Genomic DNA, 21,105 nt, shown 5'->3' with positions numbered 1-21,105 from the left:
ATTTCTCATCAATGGTGTGCAGGTCTTTGGGAACCCACCCCTAAATCCCCTCCGGAGGAGGGGACCGTGGAGCGCTTCTTAGGAGAGATTTCTCAGTCGTCCCGATAGCTATCGGGGCTCCTTCGAAATGACACTGCCCCCAACGGGAGCAACCCTACTCCACCCGCTCAAGCACGTAATACCCGCCTATCTGGTCGATCCGCCAGGCGCCGTTTTGGAAGCGGAGGCTGTTGTTCCCATCCATCCAGGTGGCATCCCCGATGTAGGGTTTTAAAGTGTCGGCTTCTTTTTCCCCTTCGGGGAGCACCAGCAGCCCGGCATCGGTGGGGGTGAAATGGACCTGCAGGGTGCGTCCCCTGACCACCCCCCGGAAGGTGCCGGTAAGGGGGGCCGGGTCCAGGTCGAAGGGCACAGCCGGATAGTCCTGTTTGTCGAGCACCTGCCAGGCCAGTTCTTCAGCAAAATACCCGGCCCCTTTGGGCCCCGTGGTATTGACCAGGCTAACCACATAGAGGTCGCTGTCGGGGTAGTACCGTGTTTCCGAAAGGAACCCGTGGATGCCCCCCCCATGCCCGATATGCCGGTGGCCAAAGTCATTGAAGACCGACAATCCCTTGGCATACCTCAGGGGCGATCCGTCGTTCAGCGGTTCGGGGGAGATGAGCAGCTGGTACGCCTCCGGCCCCAAAACCTTGCCCCCGTGCAGGGCCTTCAGCCAGGTGAGCAGGTCTTCGGCCGTGGAACAAAGCGACCCGGCGGCATAAGGCCAGGTATGGACCAGGTAGGGTTTTTGCTGCAACCCTTCCGGGGTGTAGTTATAGCCATATACCTTTCCGGGCACTACTTTTTCCGTGGAGCAATAATAGGTGTGGTCCATGCCCAGGGGGGTGAAGAAGGCCTGGTCGAGGTAGGCTTCATAGTCCATGCCACTGGCCTTTTCGACGATCAGGCCAAGGAGGAAGTACCCGGTATTGTTGTAGATCTGCAGTTCCCCCGGCTCAAAGAGGAAGGGTTTGGTTTCCACCAGGCGGAGGAGCGAATCCCTCGGGTGCACGGAGATGGACAAATTCCAGAATTCCTCCATTTCGGTATACCCGGGGATGCCCGAAGTGTGGTCGAGCAACCGCCTGATGCTGATTTCCCGCCCGCCCGTTTCAAAGGGCACATAGTCGGTAAAATCGTCGTCGAGCGAAAGGGCGCCTTCGGAGGCCAGTTTCAGGATGGCCGCCGCCGTAAACTGTTTGGTGACGGACCCGATCTCGAAGGAGGCTCCCTCAGGGATGGGGGCCTGCAGCTCCAGGCTGGCATAGCCGTAGGAGCGGTTCAGGAGGTCCTTCCCCTCCTGGTGCACGATTACCGAGGCCCCGGCGATAAAGGAACTGTCTATGGCCTGCTGAAAGAGAGAATCGGCAAAGGCCGTCAGGGGGGTGGTTGGGGCCTCCGGGGCGGGCCCCTTACAGGCCGATCCGGTTAACACAAGGCAGATAGCCGCAATTAGGATTCTTCTCATGGGGGTTTTTTGGTAAGGGGTTATTGCTTTTTGTTGTTCCCGAAGGACTTATCTGGGAATGGCGGGGGCGGGGGCACCGGCCGAGGGTCTTTGCGGATTTGTTCCTGCAGCACCTTAATGGCCCGCTCCAGCTGGGCATCCTTCCCGTTGAAGGTGGCATGGGGGAGGTTGTCGACCACGATGTCGGGTTCGAAGCCATGCCCTTCGATAAGCCATTGTCCGTTTTCGCCATAGACGCCCATCATGGGGGCGCGGGCCAAACCGCCGTCGCTCAGGCGGTTGGCGCTGCTCAGCCAGATTTCGCCCCCCCAGGTGCGGGTACCGATGGTGGTGCCCATCCCGAGCTTTTTAAAGCCGTCGGCAAAGGCCTCCCCATCGGAATAGGTATTCTCGTTCACCAGCACCACCATGTGGCCCCGGAAGGCGTACTGCATGTTCCAGGTGGGTTTGCCGCTGCGGGTGGCCCAGTACATCCAGGCCTTGCGCAGGAGCTTTTCCAGGATGAAGCTGTCGATGTTCCCCCCGAAATTATATCGCACGTCGATGATCAGGCCCTGCCGGTCAAAGACAGGGTAGAATTCCCGGTAGAACTGGCTGATATCGTCGCTGCCCATGGCCCTGAGGTGCAGGTAGCCCACCTGGTTTTCGGTGGCTGCTTCCACCTGCAGGCGGTTGGCGTATTCCCAGTCGCGGTACCGGAGGTTGTAGTCGTTGCCCAGGGGTACCACAATCAGGTCGCGAACCCCTTCGGGCTGTTTCACCCGCAGCCTCACCTGCCGGCCTTCCTGGTTGCGGATCAGTTCCCCCATATCGCGGGCTTCCAGGGAGGGCTTCCCGTTCACCGAGGTGATGACATCCCCTTCCTTCAGGTTCAGGCCGGGCTGGTCGAGGGGCGATTTCTCCTCGGGGTAATCGGGGTCCGCCCGGTAGATGCGGTCGATCCGGAACCCGCCCCCGGCTTCATCCCGGCTGAAGACGGCCCCCAGGCTGGCTACTTCGATATTTTTCTCGTCGCTGCGCACATCCCCCCCCCGCACGCTGGTATGCAGGGCCGAGAGTTCCCCCACAAAACGGCCGATCAGGTCCGAAAGTTCCTCGCGGGTGGTGACCCGGTCGACCAGGGGGAGGTATTTGGCGTGCATGGCATCCCAGTCGACCCCGTGCATGTTTTTGTCGTAGAAGTAGTCGCGTTCCATCCGCCAGGCGTCGGTGTAGAGCTGCCGCCATTCGTCCCGGGGGGTAATGGGGAACTTCCACCCCTTCAGGGAAATCTGTGCCTTGTCGAGGTCTTCTACTTCCGAATCCCCGGCCTCGACCATGTAGAAATTGCTTCCCTTGCGCAGCAGGAGCTTTTCCCCGTCAGCGGTGAGGGTATAGCTGCGGATGTCTTTTGCGATGGGCAGCAGTTTTACGTCCTCATTGGCCATCTTCACGGCCATCAGGTCCGTTTTTGCGTCCAGGCCGGTACCCTCCTGTTGCAGGTACAGGGTGGAAGCCCCTAGGCTGAGGTTGCTGTAGTTCCCCGCGGGTACGGGCACTTCCAGCAGGCGTTGCGCCAGCCCCTCCAGGTCGATGCGCACGGTTGGGGGGGTCTCGGCCTTTCCGTCTTTGGCCTCCTTTTCCGGTTCGGGGTTCAGTTCGTCCCCCGGCTGGAAGGGCGACCGGGTACCCGCTTGCAGGGGTACATGGTAGAGCTTGAATTTGGCGTCGAAATAGGGCTCCGGTTGGCGGGGCCCCCAGGGGGAACCCACCAGGGAGGTAAAGCTCCGGTCGGAAAGGAAATAGATGAACTTTCCGTCGCGGCTCCATTGCGGGCTTACCGAGTTGGCCCGGTCGGTGGTGAGGTAATGCGCTTTTTTCCCCGGCAGGTGGTACAGGACAATGCGGGTCATCAGGTTGTCGGCGGTTTCCTCGAAGGCAAGCCATTGCCCGTCGGGCGACCAGGCAGGGTTGCCCACATAGTTGTCGGCGGAGGACACCTGGGTGCTGATGCCGGTATTCAGGTCGAGGATGTACATACGCTCGAGAAGGTCTTTATAAGCAAGCCCCCTGCCGTCAGGGGAGGGGACCCCTTCGAACCGGAGGATTTCCCCGTCGCGGGTGATGGCTTTTTCAGGCCCGATGCCATTGGCCGGTAACCGGACGAACTCAAACTCCCCGCTTTCGTCGGAGAGTACCAGCAGGTCCTTCCCGTCGTGGGAAAACACGGCATCGCGGTACCGCACCTGGCTTTTGCCGGTGAAGTCCACAAAGCGGCCGCTCCCTGCAGGGGCCACAAAGACACGACCCCGGGAGGTGATGGCAATTTTTTCCCCTTTGGGGTCGGGGCTCACATGGGTAATATACCGGGCCGGGTTTTCCTCCCATTTTTCGCGAAGCTGGTCGAGGTCGGAAGTCAGGCTGATTTCCACTTTGTTGTAGGCGTCGGAGGCGATGTTGTATGCCCACAGGTCTGCCCCCCACTGGTAAACGATGTTGCCTTCCGAAAGGGTTGCGGTGCGGACATCGAAATCGATATGCACCGTATGCTGCCTCAGGTCGTTCCCGTCTTCATCCATCGACCAGAGGTTCATGGTGCCGTCCCGGTCTGAAATGAAGTATACCCGCCCCTGGTACCACATGGGGTGGTGGCTTTCCCCCGTGTATTCACGGGTCAGGCGCACGGCCTCCGGGCTTCCCTGGCTGAATTTCCAGATTTGGCGGGCGGTGCCCCCCTTGTAGCGCTTGGTGACATTCCGGTGGTAGGCCGGCCGGACAAAATAGACGGTTTCGCCGGCAGCGTCGAAGGAGGCTTCAGAAGCCTGGCTCAGGGGGATGGCCTCCCGCGCCCCGGTTTCGGGGGAGAGGGTGACCACCTGGAAATCGGGGACCCGGGAATAGGCACGGGTCTGGTAGGCTACCCTGCCGTCGGGGGTCCACCCGTTCACCATGGAGGCTTCCCGTTCATAGGTCCATCGGGTGGGGAGGCCGCCCGCGGCCGGCATGGTATAGACCTCCGCCGGGCCTTCGTAGCTGGCTGTGAAGGCAATGGTCGTCCCGTCGGGGGAGAAGGCCGGGTGGGTTTCCTCCTCGGGGTGGCTGGTCAGCCGGCGCGCCAGCCCGCCGGACAGCGGTACGGTCCAGAGGTCTCCCTCCGCGGTGAATACGATTTGCTGCTTGTGGAGGGCCGGGTAGCGGTAATAGCCCTTAAAGCCCTGGGAGAAGGCGTTTGAAACGGAAAGGAAAAGAAGCGGGGCCAGCAGCCAGCCAGCCAGGCGGGAGGGGAAAAAGCGCATAGTCAAAAATTTGGCAGGGAATGGTTTCGCACCTGAAAAAGTACTCAAAATTTCTGAATCCGCTGTGCCCGGTGGGCAATGGAATTCAAACGCTGCGGCAGGGACGCCCTTTCCGGGGCTTGAAACCGGGGGGTGTGGCAGAATGTAACAAAAGTCACAATCCGCTGGCTCCTGAAGCCGTAAATTTGTACCTTGATTGCATGGTATGATTGGAAAAGGCTCAAAACTCTACAGTATACTCTTCCTGAAATGCCCGCGTTGCCACGAGGGCGCTTTTCTGGAAAACCACCCCTATAACCTTTCCAGCATGAACCGGGTTCGGGAGCACTGCCCGGAGTGCGGGTTGAAATACCGCATGGAACCCAGTTTTTATTACGGCTCTATGTACGTTTCCTACGGGGTGGGGGTCGCCGTAGGGGTAGCGGTGTATGTGCTGATCCTGCTCTTTGGCCTCGACCTGGGGGTCGCCGGGATTTTCGCGACCATTGTGGCCGCCCTGGTGGTCCTGATGCCCTATATCGGGGCCGTTTCAAAATCCATCTGGGCGAATTTCTTTTTCAAATACGACCAAACCGCAGCCCAAAAAGATAACCTGCACCCATGATACAGGAATTGAAGGCCAGCTATGGCAACCTTTTCGAGGAAGCCCTCATCAACGAGATCGCCCAGGTGGGCACCTACCGGGAAGTCCCGGCCGGGCACAAGCTGATGGAGATCGGCGAATACATCAAAGGGATGCCCCTGCTGATTTCGGGCGCGATCAAGGTCCTGCGCGAAGACCCTGAAGGCGATGAGCTGCTCCTGTATTACCTGGAACAGGGCGATACCTGCTCGGTGACCATGAGTTGCTGCATGGGGCAGGCCCGCAGCGAAATCCGGGCTGTGGCCGAGACCGATGCCAAACTGATAATGATCCCCATCCGCAAAATGGAGGAATGGACGGCCAAATACCGCTCGTGGCGGAATTTCGTCTTCCAGAGCTATAACAACCGCCTCAACGAGATGTTACAGGCCATAGACAACATCGCCTTTTTGAACATGGACGAGCGCCTGGTGAACTACCTGCGCGAGAAAGCCCGGGTAAACCATGATTCCATCATCCACAACACCCACCAGGAAATCGCCTATGACCTTCACAGCTCTCGGGTGGTGATTTCCCGCCTGCTGAAGAAACTGGAGCAGATGGGCAAAATTGAAATCCACCGCAACTACCTGAAGATTTTAGACCTTTAAGGGTTCGCGGGGGATGAAAAGAACCAATCCATGCTGAAGCGCTTTTTCCCGATCCTGCAATGGTTGCCCGGATACCGGAAGGAATGGCTTTCCGGTGACCTGTCTGCCGGCCTGACCGTGGGCATCATGCTCATCCCCCAGGGGATGGCTTATGCGATGATTGCCGGCCTCCCACCCGTTTTTGGCCTGTATGCCGCCCTGATGCCCCAGATCGTTTACGCCCTGATGGGGACTTCGCCCCAGCTTTCCGTGGGCCCGGTGGCCATGGATTCCCTCCTGGTCGCCTCTGGCCTGGGGGCCCTGGCCCTTTCCGGGATCGAAGAGTACATCGCCATGGCCGTTTTCCTGGCGCTCTTTATGGGGGCCCTGCAGCTGGGGTTCGGCCTGCTGCGGATGGGTTTCCTGGTGAACTTCCTCTCCCGCCCTGTGATCAGCGGGTTTACCTCTGCCGCGGCCATCATTATCGGGCTCAGCCAGCTCAAGCACCTGCTGGGCACCGACATTGCCGGGAGCAACCAGGTACATATTTTGCTGGCCAATGCCGCCAAAACCCTTTCAACCACCAACCTCACCACCCTGGCCATCGGCCTGGGGGCCATTTTCCTGATCAGCGGGCTGAAGCGGGTAAACCCCAAAATCCCGGCGGCCCTGGTGGCCGTGGTCCTCGGGGTGCTGGCGGTGTACTTCTTTGGGCTCTTCGACCTGGGCGTCAGAATTGTGGGCGAGGTACCCGGGGGGCTTCCCGCCCCCACGATGCCGGAGGTTGAGGTAAGCCGCATTTCCGAACTCTTCCCCATTGCCCTGACCCTGGCCCTGATCGCCTTTATGGAGGCGATTTCCGTGGCCAAGGCCGTGGAAGAAAAGAAAGGGGAAAAACGGGTCGATGCCAACCAGGAGCTGGTGGCGTTGGGGGCCTCGAACATCGCAGGCGCTTTTTTCCAGTCGTATCCGACCACGGGGGGCTTTTCCCGTACCGCGGTGAACGACCAGGCCGGGGCCCGGTCCGGGGTGGCCGCCCTGGTCAGCAGCGCGGTGGTGGCCCTGACCCTGCTGTTTTTGACGCCGGCCTTCTATTACCTGCCCAATGCCGTGCTGGCCTCCATCATCATGGTGGCGGTTTTTGGCCTGATCGACGTGAAATACCCCCTGCAGCTGTGGAGGAACCGCAAGGATGAATTTATCCTGCTCCTGGTCACCTTTGTGCTGACCCTGGGGATGGGGATCAGGGAGGGCATCCTGCTGGGCGTGCTTTTATCCCTGCTGTTGCTGGTGTACCGGATCTCCAAGCCGCACATCGCCATTTTGGGCAAGATCAGGGGGACGAATTATTTCCGGAACGTGGACCGCTTTGCCGAAGACGTGGAAGACATGGCGCAATTCCTGATCCTCCGCTTTGACGGGCAGCTCTTCTTTGGCAATACCGACTATTTCCGCGAGCAACTCCAGCGGCAGGTCCGCAAGAAGGGGGAGGGACTGCAGTATGTGATCCTGAACGCCGAGGCCATCAGCTACATCGACAGCACGGCCGTTTTCATGCTCCGCGCCCTGGTGCAGGAACTCCGCAAGCGGGGCATCCGCTTTGCCGTGGCCGGCGCCATCGGGCCCACGCGCGACATCCTGTACAGCAGCAGGCTGATAGAAGACATCGGGCCCGAAAACCTCTTTGCCGATACCTTCCAGGCCTATACCCATTGCAAGGCGAGCGCCGGGCGGTCCGAACTGGAGGCGAAAATTGCCACCCAGACCACCCGGGGCCTTGTGTAACCCAGGTCACTGAAGGTTCAGCCCCCGATCGCTATTTTAGTAACCGTAATCTAATCAATACCTTAAACGCACGATGAAAGTAGAACAAATTTATACCGGATGCCTGGCGCATGCCGCGTATTACATCGAGAGCAAGGGGGAGGCAGCTGTCTTTGACCCCCTTCGGGAAGTCCAGCCCTATATCGACCGGGCGCAGATCGACAATGCAGAGATCAAGTACGTTTTTGAGACCCACTTCCACGCCGATTTTGTCAGCGGCCACCTCGACCTGCAAAAGAAAACCGGGGCGACCATCGTTTTCGGCCCCAATGCCAGGCCGTCTTATGAGGCCCTGATCGCCACAGACGGGCAGGTATTCCATGTGGGCGATTACAAGGTAAAGGTCATCCATACCCCCGGGCACACCATGGAAAGCACCACTTACCTGCTGATCGACGAAAATGACCAGATGCACGGCATCATCACCGGCGACACCCTCTTTATCGGCGATGTGGGCCGGCCCGACCTGGCGCAGCACGTGGTCTCCGACCTGACGGAGGAAAAACTGGCGAGCCACCTCTTCGATTCGCTCCGCAACAAGATCATGCCCCTGCCCGACCACCTGATCGTATACCCCAACCATGGGGCCGGTTCGGCCTGCGGCAAGATGATGAGCAAGGAAACCACCGATACCCTGGGCCACCAGAAGGAGGTCAACTACGCCCTCAGGGCCGACATGACCCGGGAGGAATTCATCAAAGAGCTGCTTACCGGGCTTACCGCGCCTCCGGGGTACTTCCCCCAGAACGTCCTGATGAACATACAGGGGTACGAATCCCTTGACGATATCATGGAGCGGGGCACCCAACCCCTGAGTGCTGAGGCATTTGAGGCCGCAGCCAATGAAACCGGGGCCCTGGTGATGGATACCCGCGATGCGGAGGAATTTGCCAAAGGCTTTATCCCGAACAGCATCAACATCGGCCTCGACGGGAATTTTGCCCAGTGGGTGGGGGAAATGATCCCCGATGTGAAGCAGCCCATATTGATGGTGATTGAACCCGGCAGGGAAGAAGAGGCGGTCACCCGGCTCTCCCGCGTGGGGTACGACAACACCCTCGGGTTCCTTAAAGGGGGCTTTGACACCTGGAAAGCCTCCGGCAAGGATGTGGAAACCACCCGCCGGGTCACCGTGGAAGAGGTGGTGGAAGAATTCGGGAAAGGACAGCTGCCCCTGGTGATCGACGTGCGCAAGAAGAGCGAATACGATTCCGAACACCTGGTGGATGCCGTCAACATCCCCCTTAATGAAATCAACCGGCACCTGGCCGAAATCCCCAGGGACAAGCCGTTTTTGCTGCACTGTGCCGGCGGGTACCGCAGCATGATCGCTTCATCGATCCTCAAGCAACGCGGATGGGACAACTTTGCGGACATCACCGGGGGCTTTGACGAGCTCAAGGAGACCCCCCTGCCCAGGACCGATTACATCTGCCCCAGCACGCTACTGTAGGCCCTGTAGCCCAAAACGCAAGCCCGGCATCATAGAGCCGGGCTTTTTTGTTTTGTAACTTCAGTTACTGAGCATTTAAGCCCGGGGCACTACTTTTGTCCCTACAGTAAAAGATTGCGAATCATGACTATTGAACAAATTTATACCGGTTGCCTGGCCCAGGGGGCTTACTATATTGAAAGCAAGGGCGAGGCCGCCATTATCGACCCGTTGCGGGAAGTAGGCCCTTACATCAAACGGGCCCGGCAGGACGGGGCGGAAATCAAGTATATTTTCGAGACCCACTTCCACGCCGATTTCGTGAGCGGACACCTCACCCTGGCGAAAAAGACCGGGGCCCCCATCGTGTATGGGCCCCTGGCCAACCCCAGCTTTGAGGCCATCATTGCCAAAGACGGGCAGGAGTTCAAAGTGGGCGACCTTACCCTCGTGGCCCTGCACACCCCCGGGCACACCATGGAAAGCACCACCTACCTCCTGCGCGACGGGCAGGGGAAGGACCACGCCATTTTCAGCGGTGACACCCTGTTCCTCGGCGACGTGGGGCGCCCTGACCTGGCCCAGAAGGCGGCCGACATGACCCAGGAACAGCTGGCGTCTACCCTGTACGACAGCCTGCGCAACAAGATCATGCCGCTGTCCGACGATATTATTGTCTACCCGGCCCACGGGGCGGGTTCGGCCTGCGGGAAGAACATGTCGAAGGAAACCGTCGATACCCTGGGGAACCAGAAAAACACCAATTACGCGCTGCGGGCCGATATGACCCGCGAGGAATTCGTGGCTGAAGTCACCGAAGGCCTGCTGCCGCCCCCCCAGTATTTCCCGTTGAACGTGAAGATGAATAAGGAGGGCTACGAAGACGTGGACCATGTGCTGGAGCGCGGGATGCAGGCGCTCAGCCCCGATGCGTTTGAGGTGGCGGCCAACGAGACCGGGGCCATTATCCTGGATGTGCGCCATGAGGATGAATTTGCCGCAGGGCACATCCCGAGGTCGATTTTTATCGGGCTCGACGGGAGCTTCGCCCCCTGGGTGGGGTCGCTGGTAGCCGACGTGGCCCAGCCGATCCTGCTGGTAGCCCCTGAAGACCGGGTGGAGGAGGCAGTAACGCGCCTTTCCCGCGTGGGCTTCGACAATACCATGGGGTACCTCAAAGGCGGCTTTGAAGCCTGGAAGAAGGCTTCCAAGGAGTACGACACGGTAAGCCCGATCAGCCCGGAAGGGTTACAGGATGTACTGGAATCTTCGGACCAGATCAGGGTATTCGATGTCAGGAAAGAGAGCGAGTACCTCTCCGAACACCTGGTGGATGCCGAAAACACCCCCCTGGATTTCCTGAACGACTACCTGAGCGCCTTCCCCAGGGAAGAGGTTTTCTACCTGCATTGCGCAGGAGGGTACCGCAGCATGATTGCGGCGTCTATCCTTAAAAGCCGCGGGATCCACAACCTGGTGGATGTTACCGGGGGGTTCAAGGCCATCAAGGAAGCTGGGCTGCCGGTGACAGACTATGTCTGCCCTTCCACCCTGTAGGCAGGCACGGGAAAACTTTTTTCACCTGTGTAACTTTGGTTACTGAAAAAGGCTGAAAAACCGTTTAGCTTGGTACTGTGGTTGCAAAAAACCTTTCAAAAGAATGGATAGTTCCCGCAAGGGACATGTTTCATAACTAAATGGTTGAGTTGATTGTTTTTAGTGAGGAAAGCGGCCTGGTATAAAGGGCCGCTTTCTTTTTTTGGACCCCTTGCAAGCACCGGTCCGTTGCAGAAAACCTGAAAATACCACCTTATGAAAAAGCTCGTACTGGCAGCCCTGATCGCCACCCTGGCGTTTTCCTGTAAAGACAAAGCAACCCGCGAAGGGGCTTCCGACGCAGCCGCCGGGGAAGAAGCGGCCTATACCGAGGCGGAATACCTGGAGGCCGGGCGGGAGTATGCCCTGCAGGTGCAGGGGGCCCTGGGAAAAACCCTCCAGCAAAAAATGATGGAAGAAGGTACCCTGGGGGCCATCGGATTCTGCAAGGTGGAGGCCCTGCCCATTACCGACAGCCTTTCGCGGTCATTCGGGGTCGCCATTACCCGCATTACGGACAAGCCCAGAAACCCATACAACCAGGCTTCTGAACAGGAACTGGAACTTATTTCGGCCTTCCGGGCCGCCCTGGCGGAAGGGCAGGCTCCAGAACCCCGGATCGTAACCGTCGACGGCACCCCCCATTATTACGCGCCTATTGTCACCAACGCCATGTGCATCAAATGCCATGGGGCGCCACAAACGGACCTCTCCGACGAGGTCGTTAAAACCCTGGACCAGCTATACCCCAACGACCTGGCCACCGGATATTCGGCCAACGAGCTCAGGGGGCTGTGGAAAGTGGCCTTTACCGGCCGGAAACCCTGAAACCCTTGCCCTATGAAAACCCTCGGCCTAATCGGAGGCACCTCGTGGCACTCCACCGTAGTGTATTACCAACTGATCAACAAATGGGTTGGGGAGGCCATCGGCTCCCAGGCCAACCCGGAGTTGATCCTGTACAGCATCAATATCGAAATCATGCGGGAACAGGACCGGGACAAGATCAATGCCAAATACCTGGAGGTTTCCGAAAAACTCATCGCCGCCGGGGCGGAAGGGATCCTGATCTGTGCCAATACCCCCCATATGGCCAGCGCCTATGTGCAGCCGAAAATACCGGTGCCCATTTTGCATATTGCCGAAGCCACGGGCAGGGAGGCATCGCGCCTGGGCCTGAAGAAACTGGGCCTGCTCGGCAACCGACCCACCATGACCGGGAGCTTCATCCCGGAGGTGTTGCGGGAAAAGTTTGGGATCACCACCATCATCCCGGAAGACCATTGCCTTTCCCAGGCCCACGAGTATGTCTCCAAAGAGCTTACCCAGGGGAAGTTCACCGAAGCGGCCCGGAAGTTTTTCATGAACCAGATTAACCTGCTACAGGAGAGGGGGGCCGAGGGCATAATTTTAGGGTGTACCGAACTCCCATTGCTCATCGATGGCAGCCAGGTGGGCCTTCCCACCCTGGCCACCACCGACTTGCATGCCCGCATGGCCGTGGATTTTATCCTCGGGGATTAAGCCGGGCCCCGGGAATCCGTTCCCTTTTTTTCGGCTTGCTGAAGCCATAGAGGTTCTGGTGGATGAAATCCTGCGGGAAATCCTCATCGCCGGGGAAGCCCAGTTCTATGGTGCCGCTGTCTTCGGGGACGTAATTGGTTTTGAAAATGTAGTCCCAGAGGCTCAGGCTGATCCCGAAATTCACCCCGAATGACCCCTTGGGCAGGGTGTACGCATGGTGGTAGAGGTGCATCACCGGGTTATTGAAGACATACTTCAGCGGACCCCAGGTCAATTTGATGTTGGCGTGGTTCAGGTGCCCGATGGAGATGGCCGCAAAGTGGACGATATACGCCTGCTCGGGTTCAAACCCGCCAAGGATCATCACCCCGAATACCTTCAGGGGCTTGTAGAGGATGTTCTCCATCCAGTGGTACCTCAGGTGGGCGGCGAAGCCCATTTCCTTCACGCTGTGGTGCACTTTGTGGAAGTTCCAGAGCACGGGGAATTTGTGCAGCAATACGTGGGTGAACCACTGCACAAAGTCGAGCACGATGAAAAACGACAGCAACTGCGCCCACATGGGCCATGCGCTGATGTCCACGATGGCCAGGCTTTTGGCGGTAATCCCAAGGTCCTTGAATAAAACTTCCAGCATTTTGTAGACCCCGCTGATGACAATGGCGAAGATGAAGAAGTTGAAGAACATGTAGAAGGCATCGAGCCAGAAATCCCTCCGGAAAATGGCCTGGTTTTTCCTCCAGGGGAAGGCAATTTCCAGCAGCCAGACCACCAGGGAGATGGCGACCAGCCCCCAGAAGTAGTTGGTGTACCAGGGGACTTCGAAGAGGATCGATTTCCATGTCCAGGTAACGGTGCCCGAAAAGGCATTTGCGAAAGCGTCTAGGTATTTTTCCATAGCTAATTTAAAATTGAGGTGAGACTGTCTTTTTCAATCGGGAGCCCCGGGGTGGAACTCCATTCCAGCCAGGAGCCGTCGTAGTTGCGGACCCGGGTATATCCGAGCAGTTGGGTCAGCACAAAACTGGTGTGTGCCGACCGCACCCCGGAATGGCAATAGGTCACGATCAGGCCATCCCGGTCGGCCGGAAGGTCTTGGTATATTTTTGCAAGTTCCTCAGGCGTGCGGAAGGTTTTATCCCCGTTGTAGCGGACGGACTCGGCCCAGTCGATGTGGAGGCTTCCCGGGATATGGCCGGCAGCCAAAGCCCCGTCTTTTTGCCGTTTCCCGCTGTATTCCTCATGGGTGCGGGTATCGATCAGCGCCCATTCCGGGCTTCCGAGCAACCCCAGCAGGGTGTCTTTTTCAATCCGGAGCGATGGGTCGCCCGCCCCGGCAAAGCGAAAGTTTGCCGGGGACGGGGCGGTGTATGCTGCATTCAGGGGGAGCCCCTCGCCCTGCCAGGCCTGCAGCCCTCCGTTGAGCAGGCGCACCTGCTCAAAACCGTAAAGGCGCATCGCCCACCAGAACCGGGCCGCATCTGGACCTCCCTGGTCGTCGTAAACTACCAGGGTATCTTCGGGGGAAATCCCCAAGCCCGAAAGGAGGGCTTCCAGCGCTTCCCCGGAGGCGACCAACCCGGGGGTGGCCTGGTCACGGGCCTCGATGTCGGACCGCCACATCGGGAGGGCTCCCGGGATGTGGCCCTGGTCAAAGGCTTCGCGCTGCCTGAAATCGATCACCTTGAGGTGCTTGTGCCCCGACAGGCGGACGAGTTCATCCACGGAAACCAGGGAAGCCGGATGGGCATACGCCCCTGGCTGTACTGCCGTTTCGGCCACGGGCGCAACGGCCTCCTGCTGCCGGCAACTGCCCAGCAGCAGGATTATGATGAGGATACTACTGCTCCAGCGCATACCATTCGATATTTTCCAGGTTAGGCCTCCTTCCCTTTTTCTCTGGGGCGTAATAGGTGGCCAGATAGGTTACGATAATGTCTTCGTTCTTGCCGAGGTCCCAGAGGTTCTGGGTTTCCTGCATCCATTTGATGGTTGCACGCCACCGGTCGGCCGACATCCGGTTCTGGGTGACCAGTTTGGCGGAATGGCAGTTGGTGCAATTGTTTACCACGGTCATCAGGCCCTCGCCCTCCACAAAGCCCGTGCGCACATGGATGCCGTTTTCGATCTTGTCGTAGTCGTCTTCCTCCACTGTTGCCACCGCTACGGTATCCACCTTAGGGTCAGGGCGGAAAGCCGAAAAGGTCGGGTCGATCATCAGGTAGACCAAAAAGGCCCCCATAACCATAAACAGGGCGAAGATCATCCCCATCATCCGGGAGATAGCCCGGGCGCTTTGCTCAAATTTTTGGGAGGGTTCCATCATACGACCTTTACAGCGATTCGGTGGCAGGCATTGTTGAGGTACCCTTTGGGGTTCCATCCAGGCAGGACCATGGGCTGGGCGTTCCCCCGGCTATCCACTGCCCTGGCCCACACTTCGTAATACCCCTTTTTGGGGAATTTTGCGGTTGCCGAGAAATGCTGCCAGGCCAGGCGGTTGACCGGGGCCTCCAGCGCGCATTCCTTCCAGGTGCTGCCAAAATCGATGGAATACAGCATTTGCGTCACCTCCAGTTCCCCGGCCCAGGCATGGCCACGGAACGACAGGCTCTTGCCCAGGGGCAGGGTTGCCCCCGTTTTGGGGTAGGTGATCAAAGATTTAACCGGCATGGATTCGATGATGCACATATCTTCCTCGGCCACTTTGTCTCCGGGGGCTACCGGGTTACAGGGGACCTTATAGGAATCCCCGGTCATTTTCGGCCCGTCGTGTACCTTGTTGCGCACGCTGATGCCGGTAAGCCACTTGCCCGACACGGAAGCGGGCCAGCCGCCGGCGACCAGCCGAAGCGGGTGCCCGTGCGCCAGGGGGATGTCTTCCCCGTTCATCCGGAAGGCCACCAGGGTCTCGTCCTGCAGGGCCTTGGCCATGGGCATGCCCCGGGAAATCGGTTCCTTTTTCGGGTCCCCGCTAAGGTGGGTGTCTGCGGCGTGGTACCCGATGTAGACGGCATCGCCTTTGACCCCGACATCGTTAAGCAGGTCCCGCAGCCTGACCCCGGTCCATTCGGCGCAGGCCACGGCCCCGACCGTCCACTGGTTTCCCTTGGCGGGCGGGTCGAATTCAGCCCTGCCATTCCCCCCGCATTCCAGGGTGAGCTGGTAGGTGTATTGGGGGAACTTCGATTTAAGGTCTGCCAGGGTATAGCTTTTGGGCTTCTGCACCGACTCCCCGTCAAAGGTGAGGGTCCAGGCCTTCAGGTCGATGCTTTCCGGGATGTTTCCATTGTTGCGGATAAACATATACCGGTTGGGGGTGATCTTGTCGTCGAGGTGGTGCGCCAGGGATTCGATGTTCCAGGGCTTGTCGTTGAGGACCACCATTTCGGGGTCCTTGTTAAACAGCTTGAAGGGGTCGGGGTCCTGGAGCCCCAGGGGGATATATCCCTCGGGGAGGTAATTTCCAAAAACGATTTCGGCCCCAAGCAACGCACTGAGCGCCGTAAGCCCCGAATTTTGCACAAATTTCCGGCGGTTCATTGGAATACAGGTTGTGATTGACCGATAAACTTAGGGGATTTTCCAGTAGTGTTCTGTAACCTTTGTTACAAAAACGGGGAGGTTTTTTCATGGAGCCCCGTGGGGCTAAAGGGCAAAATGAGGAAAAACCCGGGAAACTGGCGATGATAATGCCGACTGTAACCTAGGTTACAATTAAAGGGGTTGGAAATACCTACCTTTAATTTTTGTTAAACAACCTGCATTCTTATGAAATCACATTACGAAATACTGGTGATTGGCGGGGGAACAGGGGGCATTATGACAGCCGCCCGCTTCCTCCAGGAAGATAAAAGCCTTAAGGTCGGCATTATAGAACCTTCGGACACCCATTATTATCAACCGGCCTGGACCCTGGTGGGCGCCGGCACCTATGATTATAAAAAGACTGCCCGCCCCATGGCCTCAGTGATCCCCAAAAGGGCTACCTGGATCCGCGATTACGCCACGGGGTTCAAGCCAGGGGAAAATATCGTGACCACCCAATCGAGCGGCGACATTTCCTACGATTACCTGGTGGTGGCCCCTGGCCTGGCCTACGACTGGAGCCTGGTTCCCGGGCTGGGGGAGGCGATGGACAAAGGGGTGGTTTGCAGCAATTACACCGACCCTGAACACACCTGGGAGGTGTTGAAGAAGTTCAAAGGGGGGACAGCCCTGTTCACCCAGCCCGCCACTACCATCAAATGCGGGGGTGCCCCCCAGAAAATCATGTACCTGGCGGAAAGCTATTTCCGCAGGGCCGGGGTAAGGGACAAGACTACCGTGGTGTTTGCCACACCGGGGACCACGATTTTTGGGGTGCCCGAAGTCAAGAAAACCCTGCTTGAAATCGTGGACCGCAAGGACATCAACCTCAGGTTCGGCTATAAACTGGAAAAGGTAGACGGGCCCAACCAGATTGCCTGGTATTCCTTTATGGACCACGAGCACGAATACAACCACAAAGACATCAAACTGGAAAAGGACGGGAACCTCACAGGGGTGCATTACGACCTGCTGCACACCGCACCCCCTTCGGCTGCCCCGAAATTCATCCAGGAGTCGCCCCTGGCCAATGAGGCCGGATGGCTCGATGTCGACAAGCATACCCTGCAGCACCCGAAATACTCCAATGTGTTCGCCCTGGGCGATGTTGCAGGCATCCCCGCTGCCAAAACCGGGGCGGCCATCCGCAAACAGGTGCCGGTGGTGATCGGGAACATCCTGCAGCTGCGGTCAAATAATATCCTGGGCAGCAAGACCTACCACGGCTATTCCTCCTGCCCCATCGTCAGCGACTATGGCAAGATGGTGTTGGCGGAATTTGATTACGACAACAAGTTCACCCCCGACCCCAAACTGAAGATGATGCTGATCGGCGATTCCTCCAAGGAGCACTGGAGGCTGTGGATGCTTAAGAAGTACGGGCTTCCTTATCTTTACTGGAACAAGATGCTGAAAGGGAAGGATGTGTAACCCGACCCGTTTTTGAGAACAAATACAAATACCCCTTATAAACCCTAATTTATGGATTGGATTATGCAACCCTGGCCCTGGTATGTTTCCGGGGCTGCAATAGCGTTGGTGATGCTGTTGCTTTTACTGGTCGGCAGGAATTTCGGGATGTCGTCTAACCTAAGGACCTTCTGCACTATGTGCGGGGCCGGCAAGACTTCGGAGTTTTTCCGGTTTGACTGGAAGGAACAACAATGGAACCTGATCGTGGTGGTCGGGGCTATCATCGGCGGGTTTATCGCCGCCCACTACCTGACCGCCGACCCGGCGGTGGCCATTAACCCCGTAACCGTGGCGGAACTCAACACTTTGGGTTTTGAGAGCGCCGGGAAAGCCTACCTCCCCACAGAACTCTTCTCTTCGGGGGTGTTCAGCGAGCCGGCCACCCTCGGCCTGCTGGCGCTGGGCGGATTCCTGGTGGGCTTTGGGGCCCGGTATGCCGGGGGATGTACCTCAGGGCATGCGATTTCGGGCCTGAGTAACCTGCAGTGGCCGTCCCTGTTGGCCGTCATCGGGTTTTTTGCCGGCGGCATGGTGATGATCTATTTTCTGTTCCCCTTAATCTTTTAAGCGATGCGAAGCCTGAGTTATCTATTGATCGGGATCCTGTTCGGGATCACCATGTTCAAATCGGAGGCCGCCAGCTGGTTCCGGATTTACGAAATGTTCAAGTTTGACGCCTTCCATATGTACGGGATCATCGGCACCGCTGTGGTGCTGGGGGTGATCATCGTACAGGCGATCAAACGGTTTAAGGTAAAGTCCTTTTACGGGGACCCCATCCAGTTTGAGCCCAAGGAAAAAAGCGTTCCCCGCTACCTTATCGGGGGCTTTATCTTCGGGCTGGGCTGGGCCCTTGCCGGGGCCTGCCCGGGCCCTATGTTTACCCTTGTTGGGGCCGGGTACCTCCCGATCCTCATCGTGATTGCAGGGGCCGTACTCGGCACCTGGGCCTATGGGTTAGTAAAAGAAAAGTTGCCGCACTAACCTGCCGGGCGGAGGAGCAACAGGGCAGCCCCCAGGGCCGTCAGCACCAGGATCAGCTTGCGGAACAGGGGGTCCCGGATGCTCCTTACCAGCCTGATTCCCACCAGCAACCCGAGCACCAGGGCAGGGAAGAGCCTCAGGTTGGCCTGCAGGACGGCCGGGGTAATGGTGCCCCACGCAAAGATGTGGAGGGGCAGTTTTACCAGGTTGATCAACAGGAACAGCCAGGCGACCGTGCCTATGAATTCGTTTTTGGGCAGCCGCATGGCCAGGAAGTACAGGTTTGAAAACGCCCCGGCCAGGTTCCCCACCATACTGGTGATCCCGGCCAAAATCCCCATGACCCCGGCAAACCCCCAATGGTTCGGGATGTGTTTTGATTTGCGGAGGTCCCACCAGGCCATTACCCCCACGCTCACCAGGATGATACCGCCCATGGCCCATTTGAAGGTTGCCTCCGGGAGGTCTTTCCCGATCCAGGCCCCGAACAGGAGCCCGGCCAGGATCCAGGGCAGCAACCGCCACACGTATTCCCAGCGGGTGTGCCGGTGGTAATGCAGCACGGCAAAAATGTCGCCGCAGATCAAAAGGGGCACCAGCAGCCCTGTGGAGGTACGGGCCCCGTAGGCCAGGGCCATGAGGGTTACGATCAGCACCCCAATGCCTTTCAGGCCCGATTTGGAGATACCCAGCGCAAAACTCGACAGCAGGGCGAGGACAAGGGCTAAAAGGCCCGTTTCTTCCAGGGGAGGGTGCGCAATCATGGGTTGAAGCGAAAGGATAAAGGTATTTTAAAAAAACAATATCTTTAGACGCTAACCAAGCCCTGACCATGCAACTGACCCCCCTGGATTACGCCCTGATCATCGGGTTTTTCACCCTGGTATTGATCATCGGGATTTCGGTTTCCCGCAAATCGGGTAAAAACACCACAGAATACTTCCTTTCCGGCCGAAGCATGCCCTGGTGGCTGCTGGGGTTTTCCATGGTAGCGACCACATTTTCCACCGATACCCCCAACCTGGTGACCGATATTGTGCGGACCAACGGGGTTTCGGGCAACTGGGTCTGGTGGGCCTTTTTGCTGACAGGGTTGCTCACCGTGTTTGTATACGCAAAGCTATGGAGGCGGTCCGGGGTGGCCACCGACATGGAGTTCTACGACCTCCGCTACGGGGGCAGGCCGGCGCATTTCCTCCGCGGGTTCAGGGCCCTTTACCTGGGGGTGGTCTTCAACATCATGGCCATGTCTGCCGTGACCCTGGCTGCAATCAAGATCGGGCAGGTGATGCTCGGGCTCACACCGGTGGAGACCGTCCTGCTCGGGGGGGTGGTTACGGTCATCTTCAGTGCCGTAGGGGGGTTTCGGGGCGTGGTTTACACCGATTTCCTGCTCTTCTTCGTGGCCATTGCCGGCGCGGTCGGCGCGGCCATTTACCTGGTGAACCTGCCCGAGGTAGGGGGGGTGGCGCAGTTGCTGGCTCATGAGAATGTAGCGGGGAAACTTTCCATCCTTCCCGACTTTTCAGACACCGAAGCCCTGATGGGGATTTTGGTGATCCCCCTGGCGGTTCAGTGGTGGAGCGCCTGGTACCCGGGGGCCGAACCGGGAGGGGGTGGGTATATCGCCCAGCGGATGCTCGCCGCCCGCGATGAAAACCACGCCATTGGGGCTACCTTCTTTTTCAACATCATGCATTATGCCCTCCGGCCCTGGCCGTGGATTTTGGTCGCCCTGGCTTCCCTTGTGGTTTTCCCCGATGTGGCCAGCATCCAGGAGGCCTTCCCGAACGTGGAGGAGGGCAAGCTTGGCCAGGACCTTGCCTATTCCGCCATGCTCACCAAACTGCCCCCCGGGCTGTTGGGCATTGTGCTGGCCTCCCTGGGGGCGGCCTATATGTCGACCATTTCCACGCACCTGAATTGGGGGTCGTCCTATGTGGTCAACGATTTTTACAGGCAACAGGTACGGCCCGGGGCTTCCGAAAGGGAACTGGTGAACGTCGGGCGCATCACCACGGTGGTGTTGATGGTCCTGAGCGCCATCCTGGCCCTGTTCCTGACCAATGCCCTGCAGCTTTTTGACATCATCCTGATGTTCGGCGCCGGGACGGGGCTGATCTTTATCCTACGCTGGTTCTGGTGGCGGATCAACGCATGGAGCGAAATTTCCGCCATGTTTGCTTCGGGCATCATTTCCCTGCTCTTTGGGTTTACGGACCTGGGGGCCACCCTCTTCGGGGGCGGCGCTGTGGAAGGGCTTTTGCCCGCCTGGAGTAAGTTTCCCCTGGTGGTGGGGATTACCACCCTGGTCTGGGTTGGGGTTACGTTTGCCACCCCGGCAGAGACCCAGGAAACCCTCAGCCGGTTTTACCGGAAGATCCAGCCTGGTGGGCCTGGCTGGCGCAAGGTAGTGGGCCTGGCGCGGGAGGCCGGCGAACCTGTGGACCGGGCCGGGAAGTGGACTGTGCCTTCGGGCATCCTGGCCATGGTGCTGGGCTGCCTTTTGGTGTACGGCTGCATGTTTGCCACCGGCAACTGGATTTATGGCAACTATGGCCTGGCCCTTGGCCTGACCCTGGGGGTAGGGGTGGCGGCCTGGCTGTTAAGGAGAATCTGGAGCCAGATTAAAGGGGAAATCCTGTGACACGGACCATGACAATTCCCGATACGCACCGGGAAATTTT

Annotated in this window: 18 protein-coding genes; 11 read left to right on the top strand and 7 right to left on the bottom strand. The window is 58.5% G+C overall.

Annotated features, from left to right (window positions below; translation table 11 throughout):
* Positions 1–154: 154 nt before the first annotated feature.
* Together NG653_RS13230 and NG653_RS13225 are read right to left on the bottom strand one after the other, a co-directional pair.
* Positions 155–1,510 carry a serine hydrolase domain-containing protein gene (locus NG653_RS13230; RefSeq protein WP_252742196.1) on the bottom strand — a complete coding sequence of 452 codons (1,356 nt, stop codon included), beginning with the start codon at positions 1,508–1,510 and terminating at the stop codon, positions 155–157.
* 20 nt (positions 1,511–1,530) lie between these two features.
* Entirely contained in the window at positions 1,531–4,785 is a 3,255-nt protein-coding gene (locus NG653_RS13225) for a S41 family peptidase (protein WP_252742195.1), read from the bottom strand.
* 205 nt (positions 4,786–4,990) lie between these two features.
* Between NG653_RS13225 and NG653_RS13220 the strand changes: the two genes are divergently transcribed.
* The 7 genes from NG653_RS13220 to NG653_RS13190 all read left to right on the top strand — a co-directional run bounded on the left by NG653_RS13220 (position 4,991) and on the right by NG653_RS13190 (position 12,373).
* Positions 4,991–5,389, top strand: a complete 399-nt coding sequence (locus NG653_RS13220; RefSeq protein WP_252742194.1) for a DUF983 domain-containing protein — start codon at positions 4,991–4,993, stop codon at positions 5,387–5,389.
* Positions 5,386–6,018, top strand: coding sequence for a Crp/Fnr family transcriptional regulator (locus tag NG653_RS13215; protein ID WP_252742193.1), 633 nt, complete (start codon positions 5,386–5,388; stop codon positions 6,016–6,018). The genes NG653_RS13220 and NG653_RS13215 overlap by 4 nt, the downstream gene beginning before the upstream one ends.
* 30 nt (positions 6,019–6,048) lie before the next feature.
* Positions 6,049–7,782, top strand: a complete 1,734-nt coding sequence (locus NG653_RS13210; RefSeq protein WP_252742192.1) for a SulP family inorganic anion transporter — start codon at positions 6,049–6,051, stop codon at positions 7,780–7,782.
* A 73-nt stretch (positions 7,783–7,855) separates the two neighbouring features.
* A complete protein-coding gene (locus NG653_RS13205; protein WP_252742191.1) occupies positions 7,856–9,274 on the top strand; it encodes an MBL fold metallo-hydrolase in 1,419 nt (472 codons plus the stop codon).
* A 123-nt stretch (positions 9,275–9,397) separates the two neighbouring features.
* A complete protein-coding gene (locus NG653_RS13200; RefSeq protein WP_252742190.1) occupies positions 9,398–10,810 on the top strand; it encodes an MBL fold metallo-hydrolase in 1,413 nt (470 codons plus the stop codon).
* A 255-nt stretch (positions 10,811–11,065) separates the two neighbouring features.
* The gene (locus tag NG653_RS13195; protein WP_252742189.1) at positions 11,066–11,677 is read left to right on the top strand and encodes a Tll0287-like domain-containing protein; all 612 of its coding nucleotides are present in this window, start codon (positions 11,066–11,068) and stop codon (positions 11,675–11,677) included.
* A gap of 12 nt (positions 11,678–11,689) precedes the next feature.
* A complete protein-coding gene (locus NG653_RS13190; protein WP_252742188.1) occupies positions 11,690–12,373 on the top strand; it encodes an aspartate/glutamate racemase family protein in 684 nt (227 codons plus the stop codon).
* On the opposite strand, the gene NG653_RS13185 is transcribed toward NG653_RS13190, so the two are convergent.
* Genes NG653_RS13185 through NG653_RS13170 form a run of 4 tightly spaced genes read right to left on the bottom strand, consistent with a single transcriptional unit; the run spans position 12,357 to position 15,916 of the window.
* Positions 12,357–13,271, bottom strand: coding sequence for a sterol desaturase family protein (locus NG653_RS13185; protein ID WP_252742187.1), 915 nt, complete (start codon positions 13,269–13,271; stop codon positions 12,357–12,359). The genes NG653_RS13190 and NG653_RS13185 overlap by 17 nt on opposite strands.
* Before the next feature lie 2 nt (positions 13,272–13,273).
* Entirely contained in the window at positions 13,274–14,230 is a 957-nt protein-coding gene (locus tag NG653_RS13180) for a sulfurtransferase (RefSeq protein ID WP_252742186.1), read from the bottom strand.
* Positions 14,214–14,696 (bottom strand): monoheme cytochrome C, encoded by a 483-nt coding sequence (locus NG653_RS13175; protein ID WP_252742185.1) that lies wholly within the window; start codon positions 14,694–14,696, stop codon positions 14,214–14,216. Before NG653_RS13175 ends, NG653_RS13180 begins: the two co-directional genes overlap by 17 nt.
* The gene (locus NG653_RS13170; protein WP_252742184.1) at positions 14,696–15,916 is read right to left on the bottom strand and encodes a sulfite oxidase; all 1,221 of its coding nucleotides are present in this window, start codon (positions 15,914–15,916) and stop codon (positions 14,696–14,698) included. The genes NG653_RS13175 and NG653_RS13170 overlap by 1 nt, the downstream gene beginning before the upstream one ends.
* Positions 15,917–16,144: 228 nt before the next feature.
* Here NG653_RS13170 and NG653_RS13165 point away from each other — a divergent pair, with 228 nt between their 5' ends.
* From NG653_RS13165 to NG653_RS13155, 3 genes are read left to right on the top strand one after another with little or no spacing between them, the layout of a single operon-like run.
* Positions 16,145–17,392, top strand: coding sequence for an NAD(P)/FAD-dependent oxidoreductase (locus NG653_RS13165; protein WP_252742183.1), 1,248 nt, complete (start codon positions 16,145–16,147; stop codon positions 17,390–17,392).
* Between the two features lie 51 nt (positions 17,393–17,443).
* Positions 17,444–18,001 (top strand): YeeE/YedE family protein, encoded by a 558-nt coding sequence (locus NG653_RS13160; RefSeq protein WP_252742182.1) that lies wholly within the window; start codon positions 17,444–17,446, stop codon positions 17,999–18,001.
* Positions 18,002–18,004: 3 nt separating this feature from the next.
* Positions 18,005–18,418, top strand: a complete 414-nt coding sequence (locus tag NG653_RS13155; protein ID WP_252742181.1) for a DUF6691 family protein — start codon at positions 18,005–18,007, stop codon at positions 18,416–18,418.
* On the opposite strand, the gene NG653_RS13150 is transcribed toward NG653_RS13155, so the two are convergent.
* Positions 18,415–19,182: a sulfite exporter TauE/SafE family protein gene (locus NG653_RS13150; protein WP_252742180.1), complete on the bottom strand. Its 768-nt coding sequence runs from the start codon at positions 19,180–19,182 to the stop codon at positions 18,415–18,417. The two genes, NG653_RS13155 and NG653_RS13150, sit on opposite strands and share 4 nt — an antisense overlap.
* A gap of 68 nt (positions 19,183–19,250) precedes the next feature.
* Between NG653_RS13150 and NG653_RS13145 the strand changes: the two genes are divergently transcribed.
* Positions 19,251–21,065: a sodium:solute symporter family protein gene (locus tag NG653_RS13145; RefSeq protein WP_252742179.1), complete on the top strand. Its 1,815-nt coding sequence runs from the start codon at positions 19,251–19,253 to the stop codon at positions 21,063–21,065.
* Positions 21,066–21,105 lie beyond the last annotated feature (40 nt).

The sequence above is a fragment of the Robiginitalea marina genome (assembly GCF_024006985.1).
GTDB classification, from domain to species: domain Bacteria; phylum Bacteroidota; class Bacteroidia; order Flavobacteriales; family Flavobacteriaceae; genus Robiginitalea; species Robiginitalea marina.
This window is presented reverse-complemented; position numbering and strand designations above follow the sequence as displayed.

Excerpts from the sequence above, each read along its gene's own strand:
- NG653_RS13230 (WP_252742196.1), bottom strand. The coding sequence starts at position 1,510 with ATGAGAAGAATCCTAATTGCGGCTATCTGCCTTGTGTTAACCGGATCG.
- NG653_RS13225 (WP_252742195.1), bottom strand. The coding sequence starts at position 4,785 with ATGCGCTTTTTCCCCTCCCGCCTGGCTGGCTGGCTGCTGGCCCCGCTT.
- NG653_RS13220 (WP_252742194.1), top strand. The coding sequence starts at position 4,991 with ATGATTGGAAAAGGCTCAAAACTCTACAGTATACTCTTCCTGAAATGC.
- NG653_RS13215 (WP_252742193.1), top strand. The coding sequence starts at position 5,386 with ATGATACAGGAATTGAAGGCCAGCTATGGCAACCTTTTCGAGGAAGCC.
- NG653_RS13210 (WP_252742192.1), top strand. The coding sequence starts at position 6,049 with ATGCTGAAGCGCTTTTTCCCGATCCTGCAATGGTTGCCCGGATACCGG.
- NG653_RS13205 (WP_252742191.1), top strand. The coding sequence starts at position 7,856 with ATGAAAGTAGAACAAATTTATACCGGATGCCTGGCGCATGCCGCGTAT.
- NG653_RS13200 (WP_252742190.1), top strand. The coding sequence starts at position 9,398 with ATGACTATTGAACAAATTTATACCGGTTGCCTGGCCCAGGGGGCTTAC.
- NG653_RS13195 (WP_252742189.1), top strand. The coding sequence starts at position 11,066 with ATGAAAAAGCTCGTACTGGCAGCCCTGATCGCCACCCTGGCGTTTTCC.
- NG653_RS13190 (WP_252742188.1), top strand. The coding sequence starts at position 11,690 with ATGAAAACCCTCGGCCTAATCGGAGGCACCTCGTGGCACTCCACCGTA.
- NG653_RS13185 (WP_252742187.1), bottom strand. The coding sequence starts at position 13,271 with ATGGAAAAATACCTAGACGCTTTCGCAAATGCCTTTTCGGGCACCGTT.
- NG653_RS13180 (WP_252742186.1), bottom strand. The coding sequence starts at position 14,230 with ATGCGCTGGAGCAGTAGTATCCTCATCATAATCCTGCTGCTGGGCAGT.
- NG653_RS13175 (WP_252742185.1), bottom strand. The coding sequence starts at position 14,696 with ATGGAACCCTCCCAAAAATTTGAGCAAAGCGCCCGGGCTATCTCCCGG.
- NG653_RS13170 (WP_252742184.1), bottom strand. The coding sequence starts at position 15,916 with ATGAACCGCCGGAAATTTGTGCAAAATTCGGGGCTTACGGCGCTCAGT.
- NG653_RS13165 (WP_252742183.1), top strand. The coding sequence starts at position 16,145 with ATGAAATCACATTACGAAATACTGGTGATTGGCGGGGGAACAGGGGGC.
- NG653_RS13160 (WP_252742182.1), top strand. The coding sequence starts at position 17,444 with ATGGATTGGATTATGCAACCCTGGCCCTGGTATGTTTCCGGGGCTGCA.
- NG653_RS13155 (WP_252742181.1), top strand. The coding sequence starts at position 18,005 with ATGCGAAGCCTGAGTTATCTATTGATCGGGATCCTGTTCGGGATCACC.
- NG653_RS13150 (WP_252742180.1), bottom strand. The coding sequence starts at position 19,182 with ATGATTGCGCACCCTCCCCTGGAAGAAACGGGCCTTTTAGCCCTTGTC.
- NG653_RS13145 (WP_252742179.1), top strand. The coding sequence starts at position 19,251 with ATGCAACTGACCCCCCTGGATTACGCCCTGATCATCGGGTTTTTCACC.